Origin of the sequence: Collinsella sp. AF31-11 (genome assembly GCF_003475605.1) — a bacterium.
GTDB lineage: Bacteria > Actinomycetota > Coriobacteriia > Coriobacteriales > Coriobacteriaceae > Collinsella.
The window spans coordinates 1-20759 of record NZ_QRQS01000003.1 but is presented as its reverse complement, the minus strand read 5'-3'; the positions used below and the strand labels follow the sequence as shown (position 1 = coordinate 20759).

Genomic DNA, 20759 nt, shown 5'->3' with positions numbered 1-20759 from the left:
CTACCCCCGAAACGCTGCGGAAATATTGGAAACACGCTCGCTACAAACGAACTCCCGTAACAAACTGTCAACGTTTGGGCCATAAGGTTTGCCCTGTACCGCAAGACGGCCGCACCGCGGCCAGCGAAAAGGGGGACACCATGTTCAACATCAACAGCACGCTCAGCCGTAGGAACTTCCTCGCCGGCGCCGCCGCGCTCGGCAGCACCGTCGCACTTGCCGGCTGCTCCTCGGGTGGCTCGGACGATGGGTCTGCCGATGACGGCAAGTCTTTCAAGATCGGCGTCATCGGTCCTCTGACCGGTGCCGCGGCCACCTATGGCGTCTCGGTCGAGAAGGGCGCCAAGCTCGCCGTAAAGGATTTCTCGACCAAGGACCTCAAGCTCTCGCTTAAGTCCGAGGACGACGTCGCCGACGGCGAGAAAGCCATCAACGCTTTCAATACCCTGTGCGACTGGGGCATGCAGGCGCTCGTCGGCCCCGTCACCACCGGTGCCGCCGTTGCCGTCTCGGGTGAGATTGCCGACGACATGCTCATGGTCACGCCTTCCGCCTCGTCGCTCGATGTCACCAAGGACAAGACCACGGTCTTCCAGGTCTGCTTCACCGACCCCACCATGGGCACGAGTGCCGCGAAGTTTTTGGCCGAGAAGTACGCAGACGCCAAGATCGCCCTGTTCTACAACTCCGGCGATACGTACAGCTCGGGCGTTGCCGACGCCTTTGCCGAGCAGGCCAAGGAGTCCAAGCTCGATATCGTCGACACCGAGACCTTTAAGGACGACTCTTCCACGAGCTTTACCAATCAACTGACCAAGGCCAAGGAGGCCGGCGCCACGCTCATCTTTGCGCCGATCTACTACACGCCGGCGTCCGTCCTGCTCAAGAACGCCAAGGACATGGGCTACGACATGACGCTCATGGGCACCGACGGCATGGACGGTCTGCTCTCTGTGGAGGGCTTCGATACCTCGCTTGCCGAGGGCGTGCTGCTCATGACGCCCTTCTCCGCCGACGACGAGAAGAACGCCGACTTTGTCAAGGCATATAAGGAGGAGTACGACGAGACCCCCAACCAGTTTGCCGCCGACGCCTACGACTGCGTCCACGCGATCGCCGAGGCCATCGACAAGGCTGGCATCGATACGACGGCCGACGGTGCCGACATTGCCGCCGAACTTGCCCGCGCCATGCGTAAGATCAAGATCGATGGCCTGACCGGCGAGCTCACCTGGAACGACGAGGGCCAGGTCGAAAAGCCCGCTACGGCCTATGTGATTCAGGACGGCAAGTACATCGCCGCCTAAGAGCGTATAAAACGCAACCGGTGAGGCTCTTTTATTCAGGGCGAGGATGCTTGTAACAGAATGGAAACATTACTTTTACACAATAAAGTGGCAGATATGCATAAAGCGGCAAAAATACGCAGAAATATGGATAAAAATCTGAGGTAAAAGAAAAGTTGAAATAATCGCCACTTTTCCTAACTAAAGCGTCTACTATTTTGCGAACGCCGAACACGGCGAAGGATGGCCTGTCGGGTAACCGAAACCCGACGAGATTTGAGAGGAGAGCCGCATGTCGAGCCTCACCGGTAAGTCATTGAACCCTGTTATGAATCGCAGGAGCGTTATCGCGAGCGCAGCAGGTCTGGGGGCGATGTCTATTCTAGCTGGCTGCTCCTCCAACGGCGGCGATAGCGGTTCCGCTTCGAGCGACGCCTCGTTTAAGATCGGCACCATCGGCCCGCTGACCGGTGCTGCCGCGTCCTACGGCAAGTCCGTTACCCAGGGCGTCGAGCTTGGCTGCAAGGATTTCTCGACCAAGGAGCTGCCACTTGTCAGCAAGGCCGAGGACGACCAGGCCGACGGCGAGAAGGCCGTCAACGCCTTCAATACCCTGCTCGACTGGGGCATGCAGGCCCTCGTCGGCCCGACCACCACGGGTGCGTCGGTTGCCGTTGCCGCCGAGTGCGGTAACGACCCCAAGACGTTCATGATCACCCCGTCCGCGTCCTCCGAGGACGTTACCGACGGCAAGGATTGCGTCTTCCAGGTTTGCTTCACCGACCCCAACCAGGGCGTCAACGCTGCCAAGTTCCTGGCCCAGAAGTATGCGGACGAGAAGTTCGTTCTGTTCTATAACTCCGGCGACGCCTATTCTTCGGGTATCGCGGATTCCTTTAAGGCTCAGGCCGCTGAGTCCAAGCTCGAGATCGTTGACGAGGAGACCTTTAAGGACGACTCCGCAACGAGCTTTACCAACCAGCTGACCAAGGCCAAGCAGGCCGGCGCCACCATGATCTTCGCGCCGATCTACTACACGCCGGCGTCCGTCCTGCTCAAGAACGCCAAGGACATGGGCTACGACGTCAAGATGATGGGCTGCGACGGCATGGACGGCATCCTGGGCGTGGAGGGCTTCGACACCTCCCTTGCCGAGGGCCTGCTGCTCATGACCCCGTTCTCCGCCGACGACGAGAAGAACGCCGACTTCGTTAACGCCTACAAGGATAAGTACGGCGATACCCCCGACCAGTTTGCCGCCGACGCCTACGACGGCGTGCACGCTGTGGTCGAGGCTCTTAAGGAGGCCGGCTTGGGCGTCGACGCCGACCCCACCGAGGTCGCCGAGAAGCTGCCCGAGGCTATGCTCAAGATCACCGTTGACGGTCTGACCGGCAAGCTTTCCTGGAATGACAAGGGCCAGGTCCAGAAGGACCCCACGGCGTACGTCATCACCGACGGCAAGTACGTACAGGCCTAATAGACCGCCTTACATAGAGCGGTTTTGATCCCAAGCAGGGGAGGTTTTGGCCTTCCCTGCTTGCTTGGTATCTAGGGACGATGTAACGTCCCTGTTTCATACATCAACTGGAAACCTATTCGAAAGGGGGATGTGGAACATGACGGTCTTTATCCAATACCTGGTCAACGGCCTGTCCATGGGCAGCGTCTACGCCATCATCGCGTTGGGCTACACCATGGTCTACGGTATCGCCAAGATGCTGAACTTCGCTCACGGCGACGTCATCATGGTCGGTGCCTATGTCTCGTTCTGCGCCACGTCGTATCTCGGCCTCCCGGGCTGGGCTTCTGTAATTCTCTCTTGTGCGGTCTGCACGGTTCTCGGTGTTCTCATCGAGGGCCTGGCCTATAAGCCGCTGCGCCAGGCAGGCCCGCTGGCCGTTCTGATCACGGCTATCGGCGTGTCCTATTTCTTGCAGAATGCCGCCCAGCTTCTGTGGGGCGCCACGCCCAAGAACTTTACTTCGCTCGTCACCTTCCCGGTGCCGGAGTTCTTGGCCAAGTATAACGTGAGCGCTGTCTCGCTCGTCACCATCGTCGCTTGCCTGATTATCATGGCCGGCCTGGTGTTCTTTACGGGCAAGACCAAGATGGGCAAGGCCATGCGCGCCGTGTCCGAGGACAAGGCCGCCGCTCAGCTCATGGGCATCAATGTCAACCGCACCATCTCGATGACGTTTGCCATCGGCTCTGCCCTTGCCGCCATCGCCGGCGTGCTGCTGTGCTCCTACTCGCCGGTGCTGCAGCCCACGACGGGCGCCATGCCTGGCATCAAAGCCTTCGACGCCGCCGTCTTCGGTGGCATCGGCTCCATCCCCGGCGCCTTTGTCGGCGGCATTCTTATCGGCATCATCGAGGCAATGGCACAGGCCTACATTTCCACGAGCCTTGCCAACTCCATCGTCTTTGGCGTTCTGATCATCGTCCTGCTCGTCAAGCCTGCCGGCCTCTTGGGCAAGTACGTCCCCGAGAAGGTGTAGGTGAGCGTTATGAAGTTTCTTAAAGACAAGCAGACGCGTCACGACTTTGTTACGTACGCCATGTGCCTTGTGGCGTTCGCCATCGTGTTCTTTATGCAGTCTAACCACATGATTCCGCGCATGATCGCCGGTCAGCTGGTTCCCATCACGGCCTATATCGTCATGGCTATCTCCCTAAACCTCGTCGTCGGCATCGCGGGCGATCTTTCGCTGGGCCATGCGGGCTTTATGAGTGTCGGCGCCTATACGGGTATCGTCACCGCCGTTGCCCTCGAGAGCGCCGTTCCCTCCGATCCGGTGCGTCTTATCATCAGCATCGTGGTCGGCGCCATCGCTGCCGCCATCCTGGGCTTCTTGATCGGCATCCCGGTCCTTCGCCTGAGCGGCGATTACCTGGCTATCGTGACGCTGGCCTTTGGCGAGATTATCAAAGAGATCGTCACCTGCCTTATCGTGGGCGTCGACTCCCGCGGCCTGCATGTGATCTTTAACATTACAGGTAACTCCACGATCGACGACCTGCACCTGCTCGAGGACGGCACCGCCATCATCAAGGGCGCCCAGGGCGCATCGGGCGTGTCGACGTACTCGACCTTCCTCGCCGGTGCCATCCTGGTCATGGTCGCACTTGTGATCGTGCTCAACCTGGTTCGCAGCCGTACCGGCCGTGCCATTATGGCCGTGCGCGACAACAAGATCGCTGCCGAGTCCGTGGGCATCTCCGTCACCGAGTACCGCATGATCGCCTTCGTGGTTTCCGCCGCTCTCGCCGGCGCTGCCGGAGCCCTCTTCGGCGGTAACTTCTCGCAGCTTTCCGCCACCAAGTTCGACTTCAACACGTCCATCCTCATCCTGGTATTCGTGGTCCTGGGCGGTCTGGGCAATATGCGCGGCTCCGTCATCGCGGCGGCGTTGCTCACGGTGCTTCCCGAGCTGCTCCGTCAGTTCTCGGACTACCGCATGCTCATCTACGCCATCGTGCTGATCCTGGTCATGATCTTTACCAACAACCCGCAGCTCAAGGCGTTCTTCGCACGCATTAAGGACCGCTTTGCTTCCAAGAAGGAGGTAGCAGCCGATGCCCAGTAAGTTTGAGTTCAACAAGGGCAAGATGGTCCCGTATCCTTCTGGCGCCATCGTTCCCGACCGCGACCTGGGCCAGCGCCCGGCGCTCGAGTGCATCCACTTGGGCATTGAATTTGGCGGCCTTAAGGCAGTCGACGACTTTAGCCTGACCATCGGTAAGACCGAGATCGCCGGTCTGATCGGTCCCAACGGTGCCGGTAAGACCACGGTCTTCAACCTGCTCACCAAGGTGTACCAGCCCACGCACGGTACTATCCTGCTCGACGGCGAGGACACCTCGGGCAAGTCCGTCTACCAGGTCAACCGTATGGGTATCGCCCGTACGTTCCAGAACATTCGCCTGTTCAACACCATGACGGTGGAGGACAACGTTAAGGTCGGCCTGCACAACCAGGAGCGCTACTCTGGTTTTGAGGGCGTGCTGCGTCTGCCGACGTACTGGAAGCACGAGAAGGCCGCCCACGAGCGCGCCATGGAGCTGCTGTCCATCTTTGATATGGAGCACCTGGCAAACGAGCAGGCCGGCTCGCTGCCTTACGGCGCCCAGCGTCGTCTGGAGATCGTCCGCGCGCTTGCCACCAACCCCAAGCTGCTGCTGCTCGACGAGCCTGCTGCCGGCATGAACCCGTCCGAGACCGCGGAGCTCATGGAGAACATCGTCAAGATCCGCGACACCTTTGGCATCGCCATCATGCTTATCGAGCACGACATGTCGCTCGTCATGAATATTTGCGAGGGCATTTGCGTGCTTAATTTTGGCAAGGTCATCGCCAAGGGCACGGCCGAGGAAATTCAGAACAACGACGCCGTTATCGAGGCATATCTGGGCAAGCAGGATAAGGGGGAGAACTAAATGGCAGAGCCGATGCTTTCCGTCTACAACATCAACGTCTGGTACGGCGCTATCCACGCCATCAAGGACATCTCCTTTAACGTCAACGAGGGTGAGATCGTGGCCTTGATCGGTGCTAACGGCGCCGGCAAGTCTACAACGCTTAAGACTGTCTCGGGCCTGCTGCGTTCCAAGACCGGCTCCATCAAGTTTATGGGCGAGGACATTACCCATACGCCTGCCGACAAGCTGGTGGGCAAGGGCCTGGCCCAGGTGCCCGAGGGCCGTCGTGCCTTTTTGCAGATGACGGTCGAGGAGAACCTGGAGATGGGCGCTTACACGCAGCCCAAGTCCACGGTGGCTCCGGGCCTTGAGCGCGTCTACGAGCAGTTCCCTCGCCTTAAGGAGCGCCGTCGCCAAGTCGCCGGCACCCTTTCGGGCGGCGAGCAGCAGATGCTCGTTATGGGCCGCGCCCTTATGAGTAACCCCAAGCTGCTCATGCTTGACGAGCCTTCCATGGGCCTGGCGCCGATTCTGATTGAGCAGATCTTCCAGATTGTCGAGGACCTGCACAAGGCCGGCACCACGGTGCTTCTGGTCGAGCAGAACGCGCAGATGGCGCTCTCGATCGCCACGCGTGGCTACGTGCTCGAGACCGGCAAGATCACCATGACCGGCACCGGCCAAGAGCTCCTGCACGACGATAACGTGCGTAAAGCATATCTTGGTGGCTAACTAGTTACGCGGTTTTACCAAACCGCGTAACGGCTCGACGCTGCAAACCCGCCAGGGCGGCAATCTGCCTTTCAACTTCGGCGGCATGACCAGAAGGTCAATGCCGCCTTGTTTCAAGGCACCTTGCTCGCTCTGGCGGGCTTTCGCTGTCGTTGTCAAAACATCGACGTTGTGGCAGATGCCAACGACTACCCCTTTAAGTTGCGGTGGAATAGGGACTAAATGGGAGCCTCAGAGGCCAAAAGAGCCCTTATTCCACCGCAACTTCATGGGGGTGTGTGACAATGCCCGTCGGAAAACATCTGCTGTCTTCGGGGGTCTATCTATGCTGTACGAGTTTTGTGCCGAGAACTTTGAGCGGGTGCCGGCGGCCATTAAGGCCGGTGCGAGTCGTATTGAGCTGTGCGACAACCTTGCCGTTGGCGGCACCACACCTTCCGCCGGCGTTATCAGCGCTACGGTCAGCTACGCTCACGAGCACGATGCGCGCGTGATGTGCATGATTCGTCCGCGCGGCGGGGACTTTCATTACAACCAGGACGAGCTGCGCATGATGGAGATGGATCTGGGCCTTGCCGTAAGCGCCGGCGTCGATGGTCTGGTCTTTGGCTGTTGCAAGCCTTGTGCTGGCGGATGGGCGCTCGACGAACTCACGCTCGGTGCCTTGGTGATGGCTGCGGGGTGTGCGGCCGAGGAGTGCAAGCGCGAGTCCCTTGACATCACCTTCCACATGGCGTTTGACCAGCTCTCGCCCGAGGCTCAGCTCGATGCGATTGATACACTTGCCGACTGCGGCGTTACGCGCATCCTCACGCATGGCGGCGCTGCCGGTACGTCGATCGAGGGCAACTTCGAAAACCTGGTCCGCTTGATCGAGTACGCGGGCGACCGCCTGACCATCCTTCCTGGCGGCGGCATTACCACGGCCAGCCGCGATGCCGTGGCGGCAGCACTTGGCGTCTCCGAGCTGCATGGCACCAAGATCGTGCCGCTGGAGGTGTAACCTGTGGCACTGGTATTTGACGTTCAGCAGGCGAGCGGTAAGCCCGACGATAATCGTCGCCCTGGCACCGCGTGCCCCTTTTGTGATACGGAGGGGCTCGCCAGCGTCATCCAGCGCGATGGTGACTGCATCTGGCTCGAGAATAAGTTCAAGACCTTGCGGGCCACCCGTCAGACCGTATTGATCGAGTCTGCCAATCACGACGCCGACCTGGCGACCTATGAACCGGATGAGCTGCATCATGTGATGCGGTTTGCCCTGGGCTGTTGGCAGCAGATGCTCGATTCCCAACAGTACCGCAGTGTGCTCATGTACAAGAACAAAGGCCCGCTTTCGGGCGGCAGCCTCGTCCATCCACACATGCAGATTGTGGGCTTGGAGCAGGAAGACGGCTATGCTTCGCTGGCTTCCGCCAATTTCGAAGGCATCAATGTTTGGCAACAGGGGAGAATCTCGGTCAACATCTCAACCGAACCGATTATGGGATTCTTTGAGGTTAACGTCTCGGCTCCACAGGGAATCGCCGCCAGCGACGACGCCCGCGACCAAGCCGAAGCGGACCTGTTTGCCGATGCGATTCAGGTGGCCCTGCACTATATCCTGCACGAGCACCACGGCGGCCGCGCGGAGTCGTACAACTTGTTCTTCTACCACATGGACGGCCGGACCATTGCCAAGGTGTTGCCGCGTTGGGTGGTTTCGCCCTACTTTGTCGGTTATCGTTTGGCCCAGGTCAATGCCGAGACCACGCTCGATATCGATGCAGAGCGCCTGCGTGCGCATCTGGAAACGCTCGTATAGCAAGACTATCACCCGCGTAATGCGGACAGTCTAGCGTCCCATGGCGTCGCGGCCGGCCTCGACGCGCTTGCGCTGGGCGGCGCGCTCCTCGCCGGTCAGTCGCTCAAAGAGATGTCCGATAACCGAGGCGAGCACCTGCTGAAACAGCGTTCCGCACATGACGGGAAACACGACCTCGCCGGGAAAATACTGCGTGGCGATGACGGCGCCCGAAGAGATATTGCGCATGCCGCAGGTAAAGCACATGGTGGTCGTCTCGCTATACGGCAGGTGCAACGCGCGGGCGACCAGAATGCCGACGACAAAGCCGCTGATGGCGAAGGTCAAAATAAAGAGGGCGACTTCCAGGCGCACCGCATTCATGTGTAGCACGTACTCGCTCATGGCGGTGGAGTTGGAGGCGATGACACCCATCATCATAAACTTGCAGGCGGGCGAAAGCGCGGGGGAGAGTTTCTCGTGTCCCCATCCGCGCGTGAACTCGTTGATCACGATGCCGAGCACGGCGGGGATGGCGATCATAAAGGCCATGTTCTGCATCATGCCCGTAACATCGATTGCAACGGTGGCACCCAGCAGGAGCTTAAGCGTGAGCGGAATCGTGACGGGCGAGATGACCGAGGACGTCAGGATGATGGTGAGCGCGAGCGGGCCGTTGCCGCCGAACATGCTGATCCACATAAAGGCGGTGACTGCCACGGGTACGCTGTACTCGAGCACGATGCCGCAGACAAGGTTTGGGTTGGAACCAAAGAACAGTGAGCCCATGGCATACGCCGCGATGGGGATGAGCACGGCCGAGACAAATAACGCCAAAATCAGATGCAGGGGACGGCGGAACACCTCGGCCACCTGGTGAAAGGTGTTGCTGAGCGCACCTTGGAACGTCATAAAGGCAAACAGGGCGGGAACGATTGGCTTGAGCACGCCGATCTGCTGGGGAAAGAGCACGCCGAGCGTCACGCAAATCGGAACGATGACCTGCATGTGCCCCGCGAGAAACTTGCCCAGTCCAACCCATTGCTTCATATGCTCTTGTGACTCCCTTTGCTCGTGAATCCGTTTTGAATGGATATGCTAGACGCTCGCATGCGTCCGTGCGTCAGAAACGCTCGAATATTTCGAGGCTATTACCGCCCTCGTTTATCGAAACCGCGGCGTGCTGGACGTTGTGCGTCCGTGCCGCACGGTATAATAAATCCGTTCAACAGATCTGCCTGCCGAAGCGGGCATACACAGAGGACTCATCGCTATGAACCGTGAGAGGTATCGCGGCGACCTGCCCCTATCGGGGGTGGGCGCCTATGTCATCGCTTAAGACGACGCATCGCTGGGCGGTCGCTCGGCAAAACCCCGAGCTCGAAAAGGAGTTTTCGGCTGGCCTGGGCATACCCGGGCTGGTGGCGCGCATTATGGTTGCGCACGGCATTACATCCATCGAAGAAGGCCAGCTGTTTTTGACGCCTTCGCTCGATCGCGACTGGGCCGACCCGCTCGTTATTCCGGGCATGGCGGTCGTCGCCGACCGCGTTGAGCGCGCTATTCGCAGCCACGAGCACATTGCGGTCTTTGGCGATTTTGATGTTGACGGTATTACGTCGACCTGCCTGTTGACCGAGGCATTGCGCACGTTTGGCGCCGATGTCACGCCGTTTATTCCGCATCGCTTTGACGAGGGCTACGGCCTGTCGCGTGCGGCGCTCGACCGCGTCAACGAGCTCGCCCAACCCAACCTGATTGTGACCGTCGATAACGGTATTGCCGCCAAGGAGGAGGTCTCCTATCTGGAGAGCCTGGGGATCGATTTGGTGGTCACGGACCATCACGAGCCGTCCGACCAGGTGCCGCAGGGCGTGCCCCTGACCGACCCCAAGCTCGAGGACGAGGGTCCCTCGCGCGAGCTTGCCGGTGCCGGCGTGGCGCTCAAGCTGGTGCAGGTCCTGGGCGAGCGTTTGGGCAAGCCGTCGTATTGGCGTTCGCTGATCGAGGTCGCGGCGCTGGGCACCGTGTCCGACATGATGCCGCTGACGCCCGAGAACCGCGCGCTGGTCGCCGAGGGCATCCAGCAGATGCGCGTGACCGCCCGCCCCGGCTATATCGCACTGGCCGCACTTGCCAAGGCCGACCTTTCTACCATTACGGCCGACGGCCTGTCGTTTTCGCTCATCCCTCGTCTGAATGCTGCCGGCCGCATGGCTGATCCCAAGCTGGCGCTCGACCTGCTGCTTGCCCGCGATCCTATCGAGGCAAGCGCGCTGGCGGCCGAGCTCGAGGAGATCAACCGTCAGCGCCGCGAGATCGAGGCGGAGCTCACACGCGATGCCATGGCGAAGGTCGAGGAGACCTATGATGGCGGGCGCGCAATCGTCGTGGGTGGCGAGGGCTGGCACGAGGGCGTCAAGGGTATCGTGGCGAGCCGTCTGACCAACCGTTATCACGTGCCGGCGCTGCTGTTCTCGATCGAAGACGGTATTGCTCGCGGTTCGGGTCGCTCGGTGGGCAAAGTCAACCTGTTCGACGCGGTCGAGCGCTGCTCCGATCTGCTGATTCGTCGCGGCGGGCATGCGGGTGCGGTGGGCGTGACCATCGAGGCGTCCAAGCTCGACGAGTTCCGTCGTCGTCTTTCCGCCGTGCTGTCCGAACTTCCCGCCGAGGACTTTGAGGACACTGACGAGGTTGCCGCCACCGTTGACCTCTCCGAGCTAAATATCGAGACTATCGAGCAGATTTCTCGTCTTGAGCCGTTTGGCCAGGGCAACAAGGTGCCGCTGTTGGCGGCCGAGGGCGTGACAATGTGCGATCGCGCCGTGGTGGGCAAAACCGGCGAGCACATGCGCTTCGTGGCGACCGATGGCGCCGCGAGTGTGCCGGCCATTATGTTCCGCGTGCCGCAGATCGATAAGCTCATCAATTGCGATAGCGCCGTCGACTTGGTGTTCGAGGCCGTGGCCGAGCATTGGCAAGGTCGCGTAAAGCCAAAGCTCATGATCAAGGATGTCTTGGTCCGCGATACCACGGCGCCCAGCGTTGACGACCCGGCATGTGAGCTTCGCCGCGGCGTGGAGCCTGCGGACGCCGGTCTTCGTCTGGAGTCCCGCAAGCGCCAAACGCTCGCCCAGCTTTCCTATACCGAGCTGACGCGCTCGCTTATCCATAGCTTTATCGGCTCGAACCAGCCGCACCGCGCGCAGGTCGAGGCGCTCGATGCGCTCGCCGACCACCAGAGTGTTTTGGCCGTTATGGGGACGGGACGTGGCAAGTCGCTCATCTTCCATGTGCACGCCGCGCGCGAGGCGGTCCTTCGCGGGCGTGCGAGCATCTTTGTCTATCCACTGCGCGCGCTCGTTGCCGACCAGGCCTATCACCTCTCGTCGACGATGGCTGCGCTCGGCATTGGCGTTGGCGTGCTGACCGGCGAGACCGTGGAGGCGGCGCGCGATGACGTGTTTGCCGGCTTGGCTTCGGGCCGCACCGGCATCGTGCTCACGACGCCCGAGTTCCTGTCCATTCACCGCGACCGCTTTGCGCGTTCGGGGCGCATCGGTTTTGTCGTTATCGATGAGGCGCATCATGCCGGTCTTGCCAAGGGCGGCGACCGCAGCGCCTATCTCGACATGCCCGATATCCTCAAGACCATGGGCGATCCGGTCGTTCTGGCCACGACCGCCACCGCGACGGCTCCGGTCGTGGCAGAGCTTGCTCGCGTGCTGCCGATTACCCGTACGGTGGTCGACGAGACCGTGCGCGAGAACTTGCGGCTCGAGGACGACCGCGATCTTGCGAGCCGCGAAAACCGCCTGGTGTCCATCGTCGCGACGGGGGAGAAGACCGTCATCTACGTCAACTCGCGCGACCAGTCCGTGGCGCTTGCCAAGACGCTACGCAAACGCGTGCCCGACTGTGCGACTCATATCGCGTTCTATAACGCGGGGCTCGCACGCTCCGATCGCCGCCGTGTCGAGGAAGCGTTTCGTGACGGAAACCTCAGTTGCATCGTCTCGACCTCTGCCTTTGGCGAGGGCGTCAACCTTCCCGATATTCGCCATGTCGTGCTCTATCACATGCCGTTTGGCGCGATTGAGTTTAACCAGATGAGTGGCCGCGCCGGTCGCGATGGACAGCCCGCCGTGATTCACCTGCTCTATTCGTCGCGCGACGCCCGCATTAACGAGCGCCTACTCGACTGCTATGCGCCTGAGCGCGACGAGCTCGTCACGCTCTATCGCGCGCTGCAAACCATGTGGCGCTCCAACCGCGGCAAGACCGGGGACGATTCCTTTAGCGCGAGCGATATCGACATCGCGCAGATGTGCCTTGCCATCGATGCTCGCACGCCGGTCGACGAGCGCTCGGTGGAAAGTGGCCTGGGAATCTTCGAAGAGCTTGGCTTCTGTCGCGTTTCGGGGTTTGACGACACCCGTCGCATCGCGATGGCCGAAAACCCCGGCCGTGTGCAATTGAGCAGGTCAATTCGCTATTTGGAGGGCTTGCGTTCGCGCATGGAGTTCTCGGCTTTCCGGAGTTGGGCGCTCGATTCGTGCGCTTCTGATATGCTAGCCAAAGTTAACCGCCCGATCGTACCGCGGGCCTAGGGGAAGGGGACCTCGATGGATGCCGCAGCCCGTACCGCCCATGATTCCGCCCTCCAGCCGTTCTCGGAGATGGAGCACTATAAGCATGCCGATGAGCTGCCGCCCGAGATTATGGCGGACAGCTACGACAAGCTGGAGCGCCTGTGCCTCAAATATATGAATGAGGACGACTTTTCTAAGGTGGAGCAGGCCTATTGCTTTGCTGCCGAGAAGCACTGCAACCAAAAGCGCCGCTCGGGTGAGATGTACATCAACCATCCCGTCGAGGTGGCCATCATTTTGGCCGATCTCAAGATGGACTGCGATGTGGTGTGCGCCGCGCTGCTGCACGATACCGTCGAGGATACCGAGACCTCGCTTGCCGATGTTTCCGGCCTGTTTGGCGATACGGTGGCCGAGCTCGTCGATGGCGTGACCAAGCTCACCAACATCGAAGTCGACAGCATGGACGAGAAACAGGCGCTCACGCTGCGAAAGATGTTCCTCGCCATGTCCAAGGACATCCGCGTCATCATCGTTAAGCTTGCCGACCGTCTGCACAACATGCGCACCCTTGCGGCCCTGCGTGAGGACCGTCGCCTGTTTAAGGCCCGCGAGACCATGGACGTGTATGCGCCCCTGGCCGACCGTCTGGGCATGAGCTCCATTAAATGGGAACTCGAGGACCTGTCCTTCTTCTACCTTGAACCCGACGCCTACCAGCGCATCGCACGCATGGTGGCGGAGTCGCGCGAGGTCCGTGAGCGCTATCTGGCCGAGACCATCAAGACACTCACCGACGAGCTCAACCGCATTGGCCTGGAGGACTTCCAGATCAACGGCCGTTCCAAGCACTATTGGTCCATCTACCAAAAGATGAAGCGCAAGGGCAAGGAATTTTCCGAGATCTACGACCTGGTGGCACTGCGCGTCATCACGCATTCGGTGCGCGATTGCTACTCCACGCTCGGCGCGGTGCACACACTATGGCACCCCATGCCCGGTCGCTTTAAAGACTATATCGCCATGCCCAAGGTCAATAACTACCAGTCGCTCCACACGACGGTTATCGGCCCCACGGCTCGTCCGCTCGAGATTCAGATTCGTACCTACGAGATGCACGAGCAGGCCGAGTACGGCATCGCCGCCCACTGGCTGTACAAGAAGTCGGGCGGATCGTCTGCGGCTAAGACCAATGATGCCCAGCGCTTGGACGACCAGATTAACTGGCTCAAACATTCGCTCGATTGGGCTGCGTCTGACGAGATCACCGATGCCAAGGAATACCTGCATTCGCTGAAGGTCGATCTGTTCGATCAGGAGATCTTCGTCTTTACGCCCAAGGGCGAGGTCATGGCGCTTCGTGCCGGCTCCACGCCGCTCGACTTTGCCTATGCCGTTCACACCGAGGTGGGAAACCACTGCGTCGGCGCTAAGATCAACGGTGCGGTGGCCCCGCTCACGCACGAGATCAAGACGGGCGATCGTGTCGAGATTCTGACCAACAAGAGTTCCAAGCCGTCGCGCGATTGGCTCAAGATCGTCAAGACACCTTCGGCCAAGTCAAAGATCCGCCGTTACTTCGCCGCCGCGACCAAAGACGATGACGCTGCTGCCGGCCGCGATATACTGGCCAAGGACCTGCGCAAGCGCGGGTATGGCATCTCTACGCCGCGATCCACGCGTGCGCTCAACGCCGTGGCGGAGCAGTTTAATTACAAGCAGCTCGAGGACCTGTTTGCCGCCGTCGGCGCCGGCAAGGTTGCCCCTCGCGCTGTGGGTAACAAGGTCGAGCAAATCTTGGACCCCAAGCCCGAGGAGCAGCTCTCCAAGGCCGAGGCTATTGCCGAGGTCGTCAAGCAGCCTGCCCGCGGTTCCAACCGCAAGCCGCAAAAGCGCGGCAAGAGCGCCAGCAACGGCATTATCGTCAAGGGCGAGAGCAACAGCGGCCTGCTGGTCCGTCTGGCGCATTGCTGCAATCCGGTGACGGGCGACGACATCGTCGGCTTCATCACGCGCGGTCGTGGCGTTTCGGTGCATCGCGCCAATTGCCCCAACGTCAAGGGTCTTATGGAGCATCCCGAGCGCATGATCGAAGTGGAGTGGGACGGCGCTGCCGACACCCTCTTCCAGGTCGAGATCGTGGTCGAGTGCCTGGACCGCATGGGCCTTCTCAAGGATGTCACCATTGCCATTGGCGATGCGGGCGGCAATATCCTTTCTGCCGCCACGTCGACCAACCGCGAGGGTATTGCAACCCTGCGCTTTATGGTCGAGATCTCGGACGCGAGTGGTCTGGATCCGCTGCTGGCTTCCATCAGCAGCGTCGATTCGGTCTACGATGCTCGCCGCCTGATGCCCGGCGAGGGTGGAGCCCAGCTTAAGCGCCGCGTTTAGTCGCGACGAACGTGCCACATTATCGATATTCGCTACGCTCGAGGCATCGTTTGATGCCTCGAGTTCTATAGAGAGGAGAGGGACATGAGTGCTGTGCCCTTGGATTTAACTCCCAAGGGATCGGTCGAGATTGAGACGCTCGTAAACGGTCCCATTCAGACCAATAGCTATGCTGTTATTTCGGACAATGAGTGCGTGATTATCGACCCCGCATGGGAAGGCGAGCGTTTGGTGGAACATATTCGAGCCGAGCATCCCGGCGTACGCGTGCTTGGCGCCGTATGCACTCATGGCCATGCCGATCATGTTGGTGGTGTTGCCGGCGTGCGAACCACCGCTGGCGAGGGTTGCCAGTATGAGCTGTGTGCTAAGGATGTGGCGGTGCCGTATGCGAACATCGGGGAGCAGCGAGCTATGTGGGGCATTGAGACACCCGACCCCGGGGAGCCGACGCGCCTGCTCGCCGAGGGCGATGCTATCGAGGTGGGCGATATCTGCCTGCAGGTGATCGAGTCACCTGGGCATACGCCGGGCGGGATCGTCTTGTTTGCTGCCACCGAGCAGGGGAACATTGCCTTTGTGGGCGACACGCTATTCCCGGGCAGCCACGGACGCACCGATCTTGCCGGTGGCGACGAGGCAGCGATTCTGCGCTCGCTCTCCAAGCTCGCCCGGCTTCTCCCGCCCGATACCGTTTGCTTAACGGGCCATGGCGATTCGACCACCATGGCACGCGAGCTCATGCAGAACCCGTTCATGCAGATGTAGCTTAATAGTCGGCTTTTGAAGCACGAGAAGCGTCCAAACGTCAAGCTATTTTTCCCCAACGGGTCAATTCCGTAGGGCAAACGGTCAAAAAAAGTCTGTTTGGACGATATTCGTGAACAAACGAACGTTTATGCTCGGGTACGCCGTGGTAAAATCTCAGGCGTTATCGGAGCAACCTTACAGGAGGTTTCTTTTATGCTCGTCAACGCAGCAGACATGCTCAAGAAGGCTGAGGCCGGCAAGTACGGTCTCGGTGCCTTCAACACCAACAACCTCGAGTGGACCCTGGCTATTCTCCAGGCCGCCGAGGAGGCCAAGTCTCCGCTGATCCTTCAGTGCACCGCTGGTGCCGCTAAGTGGATGGGCGGTTTCAAGGTCTGCGCCGACATGGTCAAGGCTGCCGTCGAGGCCACGGGCGTTACCGTTCCCGTCGCCCTTCACCTCGATCACGGTTCTTACGAGGACTGCTTCAAGTGCATCGAGGCCGGCTTCACGTCCATCATGTATGACGGCTCTCACGAGGAGACCTTCCAGCTTAACCTCGACCGCACCAAGGAGCTCGTTGAGCTTGCCCACTCCAAGGGCATGTCCATCGAGGCCGAGGTCGGCGGCATCGGCGGCACCGAGGACGGCGTGACCTCCAGCGGCGAGCTCGCTGATCCTGCTGAGTGCAAGCAGATTGCTGATCTGGGCGTCGACTTCCTCGCCTGCGGCATCGGTAACATCCATGGCGTGTACCCCGCTGACTGGGCTGGCCTTTCCTTCGAGCGTCTGGGCGAGATCAAGGCCCAGACCGGCGACCTGCCCCTCGTCCTGCACGGTGGCACCGGCATCCCCGAGGATCAGATCAAGAAGGCCATTTCCCTGGGCATCTCCAAGATCAACGTCAACACCGACCTGCAGCTCGTCTTCGCCAAGGGCGTCCGCGAGTACATCGAGGCTGGCAAGGATCAGCAGGGCAAGGGCTTTGACCCCCGCAAGCTCCTCAAGCCTGGTCGCGACAACATCGTTGCCCGCACCAAGGAGCTCATGGAGGAGTTTGGCTCCGTCAACAAGGCGTAAGTAGCGGTTTAACTTCCCGCCGGAGGCCCCGTTTCCCCTACGCTGTTTCCCTCGCGCTCACCTGGCTTTGCCAGAAGTCGCGAGACGGAATCAGCTCCGGGGGACGGGGCTTCCTTCGTTTACCGCCGCAGGGTTACTGGGCTGAATATTTATTGACTACCGTTCAGCGGTGTTGAGGGCTCCTTAATTGGGGCTTTCTTTTTTTATCTCGCTACAATGGACTTCAAGAGTTCTAATGACTTGGAGTTTGGTATGGCTGTTATTAATGTGCTGCCTTCGGATGGGAAGGTTATTGACGAGGGTCCTGTTGGTTGCTCTGTTGATGTTTGCTGTGATGACTTTCGTCATCTCGATATTGGACTGCCGCCCGAGATTCTTCGACTCAAGGATGCCGGATATTTGGTGCAGGCTGTTGCGGCTTGTGATCGTCTTTTGGGGCAGAATCCTGAGCCTTCGCTGGCAGCCTGCGTTCGTGCCGAGCGGTATCGCATGCTTGAGACGCCACTTCATTTTTCGGTGTCGCGCGATCGAGCTATTGCGATGATTCGCGAGGAGTGGCCTGAGTTTACCGAGGAGCAGTTTGACGATCTGATTGACCGTAAGCGTATTGACTGGCGCTTTATCGATGGCGAGCTGCTCGTTCTCGACAACTTCCTCGATTCGCTTCGCGTATATCCCAAAGAGGTCCCCGGCATGCGTCCCGATCCTACGGACGGAATTGCACTGCGCAACGAGATGCTCAAGGAGATGGAGTCGCAAAACGGATTGGCTCGCGTCATTACGCTTAAAGCGTCTGTGTCTGTCCCCGGCGCTCTAGAGGGGGAGACCGTTCGCGCTTGGCTTCCCGTTGCCGCCACCTGTCGCCAGCAGTCTCGGGTCGAGATTCTCGACATGACGCCGGAGGGTGCTGTTGCTCCCGCGAACGCTTCGGCACGTACCGCCTCGTGGTCTTCTTCGAGTGAACGCTCATTCTCGGTGACCTATCGTTATCACATCGATGCTGCTTATTGTGATGTCTACGGTGGCACACTTCCGGTTCATCCGCGTATGGACGCGCCTCTGCCCGAGGATATTTCCGAGGACCGTCCGCACATTGCATTCACGCCGTATCTGCTGCAGCTGACGGCCGGTGTTGTTGACGGACTCGAGGATCCGCTCGATCGCGCCCGTGCTATCTATGATTACCTGACGCAGCATATCGACTATCGCTATCAGCCGCCGTACTTGCTTTTGGGATCTATTGCCGATGACTGCGCGCATTCGCTCCGCGGCGATTGCGGCGTTATGGCGCTCACGTTTATCACCATGTGCCGTATCGCGGGCGTGCCTGCCCGTTGGCAGAGCGGCCTGTACGTTGCGCCCGATTCGGTGGGGTCGCACGACTGGGCAGAGTTCTATACGCCGCAGACCGGTTGGCTCAACGCCGACGTGTCATTTGGATCTTCTGCTCGCAGGATGGGGGAGGAGTGGCGCCGTCGTCACTACTTTGGCAATCTCGACCCGTGGCGTATGGTGGCCAACAATCGATTCCAGGCAGAGTTTGTGCCTGCTTTCGACGGCATGCGCGAGGACCCCTATGACAACCAGATGGGCGAAGCCTCGGTTAACGGACACGGATGCCGTCAGCGCGAGATGCTCCGCACGGTCGAACTCGTCGAAATGCTCGAAGTTCCATTTTCGGCGTAATCAGTTGAAAGCTGTGATAAACTAACTCACGCATTACGTGCCCGAGTGGCGGAATTGGCAGACGCAGTGGACTCAAAATCCACCGTTGGCAACAACGTGCGAGTTCGAGTCTCGCCTCGGGCACCATACATGCAAGTGAGCGTTCAAGGGGGTCAAGGCCCCCTTTTTCGTGCCGAACTCGCGTGAGCGCGCGGAGCGTTAGGCAAACAGGCCTGTGGCCTGTTTGTAGCGGAGCGTGGCGAGGGCGCCGTGCGCCCGAAGCCCGGGGCTTCGCGAAGCGAAGGCCCTTCGAGTCTCGCCTCGGGCACCATACATGCACCTGCGCTTCAAGGGGGTTGCGGCCCCCTTTTTCGTGTACGTAATGTGATAACGCGCGGTACGTGTTATTATTCGCAAGGCGTTGTTCCCGCAATGCCCTAAAGAGGAACCTGAGGGTTCCCACCTTTTGGCGCCAATGAGCAGCTGACTGGTCATACAACTTAGATTCCCTTCCTCATACCGAGGATGTCTATGTGTACGACCTGGTTGCAAAGAAGCGCCGGGTTATTTTTTATGAATGGAGGTAGGGAAAATAGCTAAGTCTGATGACACCCGCATCAACGACGAGATCACTGCATCTTCGTGCCGTTTGATTGGCGTCGATGGCTCTCAGCTCGGCCTGTTCGCCATCCGCGATGCCCAGCGCGTCGCCGACGATCAGGGTCTCGACCTGGTCGAGATCGCTCCCAACGCGGAGCCGCCGGTCTGCAAGGTCATGGACTACGGTAAGTTCAAGTACCAGCAGGCCATGAAGGCCAAGGCCGCTCGTAAGAACCAGTCCAAGGTCGAGGTCAAGGAAATGAAGTTCCGACCCAAGATCGACGTTGGCGACTACGAGACCAAGAAGGGCCACGTTCTGCGTTTCCTCAAGAAGGGCGCACGCGTTAAGATCACCATCATGTTCCGCGGCCGTGAGATGGCTCACCCGGAGCAGGGTCTTAACGTTCTCGAGCGTCTCGCCGAGGATCTCAAGCCTTACGCTACGGTCGAGTCCAAGCCTAAGATGGAAGGCCGTAACATGCTTATGCTGCTCGCCCCGATTAAGGGCGCTTTCGATGAGGAAAAAGCGGCAAACGATACTAAGTAACTAGTGTTCTGTAACCGATTAAGGAGTATTTCATGCCTAAGATGAAGTCCCACAGCGGCACCAAGAAGCGTTTCCGCAAGACTGGTACCGGCAAGCTCATGCGCGCCAAGGCTTTCAAGAGCCACATCCTGAGCAAGAAGTCCACCAAGCGTAAGCGTGGCTTCCGCAAGGAGACCGAGATCGCCGCTGCCGACCGCAAGGTCATTAAGTCGCGTCTCGCCTAAGTTCGCGTTCCCTTTTTTTCGTTTTACCGTCTAGGAGTTGATAGAACATGGCACGTATTAAGCGCGCTGTTGCCGCCAAGAAGAAGCGCCGTACCGTTATGCACCGTGCGAAGGGTTACTACGGTGCCGCTTCGCGTACTTACAAGCATGCTAAAGAGCAGGTCCAGCACTCCCTGCAGTATCAGTATCGTGATCGCCGCAACAAGAAGCGCGAGATCCGTTCTCTCTGGATCACCCGTATCAACGCTGCCGCTCGCCTGAACGACATTTCTTATTCTCAGTTCATGCACGGCCTGAAGGTTGCCGGCATTGAGCTCGACCGCAAGGTCCTGGCTCAGATGGCTTACGAGGACATCGAGTCCTTCAACGAGCTGGCTACCATCGCCAAGAAGGCTCTCGAGGCTTAATAGATTCTCTTGAATCGCTAGGGGAGTGTCGCGTTGTGCGCGGCGCTCCCTCTTTTTATCTGAAGCGCTGGTTTATATAGCAAAAGCGTGGGTAGATAGACACTTACAGGTGACCGATCTTTATATATCTCTTAACCGAAGGGTCATCATCTGATACGTGCAGTATTTCTGCACCAGCCTTTCTATTACTTATATAGGAAGCGATGTATTGTGTAGGACTTGTGAAGAGTGGAATTCCCGCCCCCGGCGCCCCTCCGGTCTGGCAATATATCTC

17 protein-coding genes and 1 tRNA gene are annotated in these 20759 nt (G+C 59.5%); 17 read left to right on the top strand and 1 reads right to left on the bottom strand.

The window, feature by feature from the left end; translation table 11 throughout:
- The first annotated feature begins 140 nt into the window (after window positions 1-140).
- The 8 genes from DWZ22_RS02135 to DWZ22_RS02100 all read left to right on the top strand — a co-directional run bounded on the left by DWZ22_RS02135 (window position 141) and on the right by DWZ22_RS02100 (window position 8244).
- Complete coding sequence (locus tag DWZ22_RS02135; RefSeq protein WP_117807946.1) at window positions 141-1307, top strand: ABC transporter substrate-binding protein; 1167 nt, start codon at window positions 141-143, stop codon at window positions 1305-1307.
- Between the two features lie 271 nt (window positions 1308-1578).
- A complete protein-coding gene (locus DWZ22_RS02130) occupies window positions 1579-2766 on the top strand; it encodes an ABC transporter substrate-binding protein (protein WP_117734505.1) in 1188 nt (395 codons plus the stop codon).
- 139 nt (window positions 2767-2905) lie between these two features.
- Window positions 2906-3787 (top strand): branched-chain amino acid ABC transporter permease, encoded by an 882-nt coding sequence (locus DWZ22_RS02125; RefSeq protein WP_117734504.1) that lies wholly within the window; start codon window positions 2906-2908, stop codon window positions 3785-3787.
- A 9-nt stretch (window positions 3788-3796) separates the two neighbouring features.
- On the top strand, window positions 3797-4876 hold the full coding sequence (locus DWZ22_RS02120) for a branched-chain amino acid ABC transporter permease (RefSeq protein WP_118405310.1): 1080 nt from the start codon (window positions 3797-3799) through the stop codon (window positions 4874-4876).
- Complete coding sequence (locus DWZ22_RS02115) at window positions 4866-5726, top strand: ABC transporter ATP-binding protein (RefSeq protein WP_089573307.1); 861 nt, start codon at window positions 4866-4868, stop codon at window positions 5724-5726. The genes DWZ22_RS02120 and DWZ22_RS02115 overlap by 11 nt, the downstream gene beginning before the upstream one ends.
- A gap of 12 nt (window positions 5727-5738) precedes the next feature.
- Window positions 5739-6440 carry an ABC transporter ATP-binding protein gene (locus tag DWZ22_RS02110; RefSeq protein ID WP_035137222.1) on the top strand — a complete coding sequence of 234 codons (702 nt, stop codon included), beginning with the start codon at window positions 5739-5741 and terminating at the stop codon, window positions 6438-6440.
- A 325-nt stretch (window positions 6441-6765) separates the two neighbouring features.
- Complete coding sequence (locus DWZ22_RS02105; RefSeq protein ID WP_118405309.1) at window positions 6766-7443, top strand: copper homeostasis protein CutC; 678 nt, start codon at window positions 6766-6768, stop codon at window positions 7441-7443.
- A gap of 3 nt (window positions 7444-7446) precedes the next feature.
- A complete protein-coding gene (locus DWZ22_RS02100) occupies window positions 7447-8244 on the top strand; it encodes a DUF4931 domain-containing protein (protein WP_117842902.1) in 798 nt (265 codons plus the stop codon).
- A gap of 30 nt (window positions 8245-8274) precedes the next feature.
- Here DWZ22_RS02100 and DWZ22_RS02095 read toward each other — a convergent pair whose 3' ends face one another.
- Entirely contained in the window at window positions 8275-9273 is a 999-nt protein-coding gene (locus DWZ22_RS02095) for a bile acid:sodium symporter family protein (protein ID WP_118405308.1), read from the bottom strand.
- Window positions 9274-9548: 275 nt separating this feature from the next.
- Here DWZ22_RS02095 and recJ point away from each other — a divergent pair, with 275 nt between their 5' ends.
- The 9 genes from recJ to rplT all read left to right on the top strand — a co-directional run bounded on the left by recJ (window position 9549) and on the right by rplT (window position 20485).
- The gene (gene recJ / locus DWZ22_RS02090) at window positions 9549-12836 is read left to right on the top strand and encodes a single-stranded-DNA-specific exonuclease RecJ (protein ID WP_118405307.1); all 3288 of its coding nucleotides are present in this window, start codon (window positions 9549-9551) and stop codon (window positions 12834-12836) included.
- Window positions 12837-12851: 15 nt separating this feature from the next.
- Window positions 12852-15212 (top strand): bifunctional (p)ppGpp synthetase/guanosine-3',5'-bis(diphosphate) 3'-pyrophosphohydrolase, encoded by a 2361-nt coding sequence (locus DWZ22_RS02085; RefSeq protein ID WP_118405306.1) that lies wholly within the window; start codon window positions 12852-12854, stop codon window positions 15210-15212.
- A gap of 84 nt (window positions 15213-15296) precedes the next feature.
- Window positions 15297-15980: an MBL fold metallo-hydrolase gene (locus tag DWZ22_RS02080; protein ID WP_118405305.1), complete on the top strand. Its 684-nt coding sequence runs from the start codon at window positions 15297-15299 to the stop codon at window positions 15978-15980.
- A 195-nt stretch (window positions 15981-16175) separates the two neighbouring features.
- Window positions 16176-17042, top strand: coding sequence for a class II fructose-1,6-bisphosphate aldolase (fba, locus tag DWZ22_RS02075; protein WP_035137086.1), 867 nt, complete (start codon window positions 16176-16178; stop codon window positions 17040-17042).
- Window positions 17043-17294: 252 nt separating this feature from the next.
- On the top strand, window positions 17295-18728 hold the full coding sequence (locus DWZ22_RS02070) for a transglutaminase-like domain-containing protein (RefSeq protein ID WP_118405304.1): 1434 nt from the start codon (window positions 17295-17297) through the stop codon (window positions 18726-18728).
- Window positions 18729-18767: 39 nt separating this feature from the next.
- Window positions 18768-18854, top strand: a tRNA-Leu gene (locus DWZ22_RS02065).
- A 430-nt stretch (window positions 18855-19284) separates the two neighbouring features.
- A complete protein-coding gene (gene infC / locus DWZ22_RS02060; RefSeq protein WP_117734493.1) occupies window positions 19285-19854 on the top strand; it encodes a translation initiation factor IF-3 in 570 nt (189 codons plus the stop codon).
- 32 nt (window positions 19855-19886) lie between these two features.
- Complete coding sequence (rpmI, locus tag DWZ22_RS02055) at window positions 19887-20078, top strand: 50S ribosomal protein L35 (protein ID WP_117734492.1); 192 nt, start codon at window positions 19887-19889, stop codon at window positions 20076-20078.
- A gap of 47 nt (window positions 20079-20125) precedes the next feature.
- Entirely contained in the window at window positions 20126-20485 is a 360-nt protein-coding gene (gene rplT / locus DWZ22_RS02050) for a 50S ribosomal protein L20 (RefSeq protein WP_006234421.1), read from the top strand.
- Window positions 20486-20759 lie beyond the last annotated feature (274 nt).

Bases quoted from the DNA above. Each gene is read 5' to 3' on its own strand.
- DWZ22_RS02135 (WP_117807946.1), top strand. From the start codon at position 141: ATGTTCAACATCAACAGCACGCTCAGCCGTAGGAACTTCCTCGCCGGC.
- DWZ22_RS02130 (WP_117734505.1), top strand. From the start codon at position 1,579: ATGTCGAGCCTCACCGGTAAGTCATTGAACCCTGTTATGAATCGCAGG.
- DWZ22_RS02125 (WP_117734504.1), top strand. From the start codon at position 2,906: ATGACGGTCTTTATCCAATACCTGGTCAACGGCCTGTCCATGGGCAGC.
- DWZ22_RS02120 (WP_118405310.1), top strand. From the start codon at position 3,797: ATGAAGTTTCTTAAAGACAAGCAGACGCGTCACGACTTTGTTACGTAC.
- DWZ22_RS02115 (WP_089573307.1), top strand. From the start codon at position 4,866: ATGCCCAGTAAGTTTGAGTTCAACAAGGGCAAGATGGTCCCGTATCCT.
- DWZ22_RS02110 (WP_035137222.1), top strand. From the start codon at position 5,739: ATGCTTTCCGTCTACAACATCAACGTCTGGTACGGCGCTATCCACGCC.
- DWZ22_RS02105 (WP_118405309.1), top strand. From the start codon at position 6,766: ATGCTGTACGAGTTTTGTGCCGAGAACTTTGAGCGGGTGCCGGCGGCC.
- DWZ22_RS02095 (WP_118405308.1), bottom strand. From the start codon at position 9,273: ATGAAGCAATGGGTTGGACTGGGCAAGTTTCTCGCGGGGCACATGCAG.
- recJ (WP_118405307.1), top strand. From the start codon at position 9,549: ATGTCATCGCTTAAGACGACGCATCGCTGGGCGGTCGCTCGGCAAAAC.
- DWZ22_RS02085 (WP_118405306.1), top strand. From the start codon at position 12,852: ATGGATGCCGCAGCCCGTACCGCCCATGATTCCGCCCTCCAGCCGTTC.
- DWZ22_RS02080 (WP_118405305.1), top strand. From the start codon at position 15,297: ATGAGTGCTGTGCCCTTGGATTTAACTCCCAAGGGATCGGTCGAGATT.
- fba (WP_035137086.1), top strand. From the start codon at position 16,176: ATGCTCGTCAACGCAGCAGACATGCTCAAGAAGGCTGAGGCCGGCAAG.
- DWZ22_RS02070 (WP_118405304.1), top strand. From the start codon at position 17,295: ATGGCTGTTATTAATGTGCTGCCTTCGGATGGGAAGGTTATTGACGAG.
- infC (WP_117734493.1), top strand. From the start codon at position 19,285: ATGGAGGTAGGGAAAATAGCTAAGTCTGATGACACCCGCATCAACGAC.
- rpmI (WP_117734492.1), top strand. From the start codon at position 19,887: ATGCCTAAGATGAAGTCCCACAGCGGCACCAAGAAGCGTTTCCGCAAG.
- rplT (WP_006234421.1), top strand. From the start codon at position 20,126: ATGGCACGTATTAAGCGCGCTGTTGCCGCCAAGAAGAAGCGCCGTACC.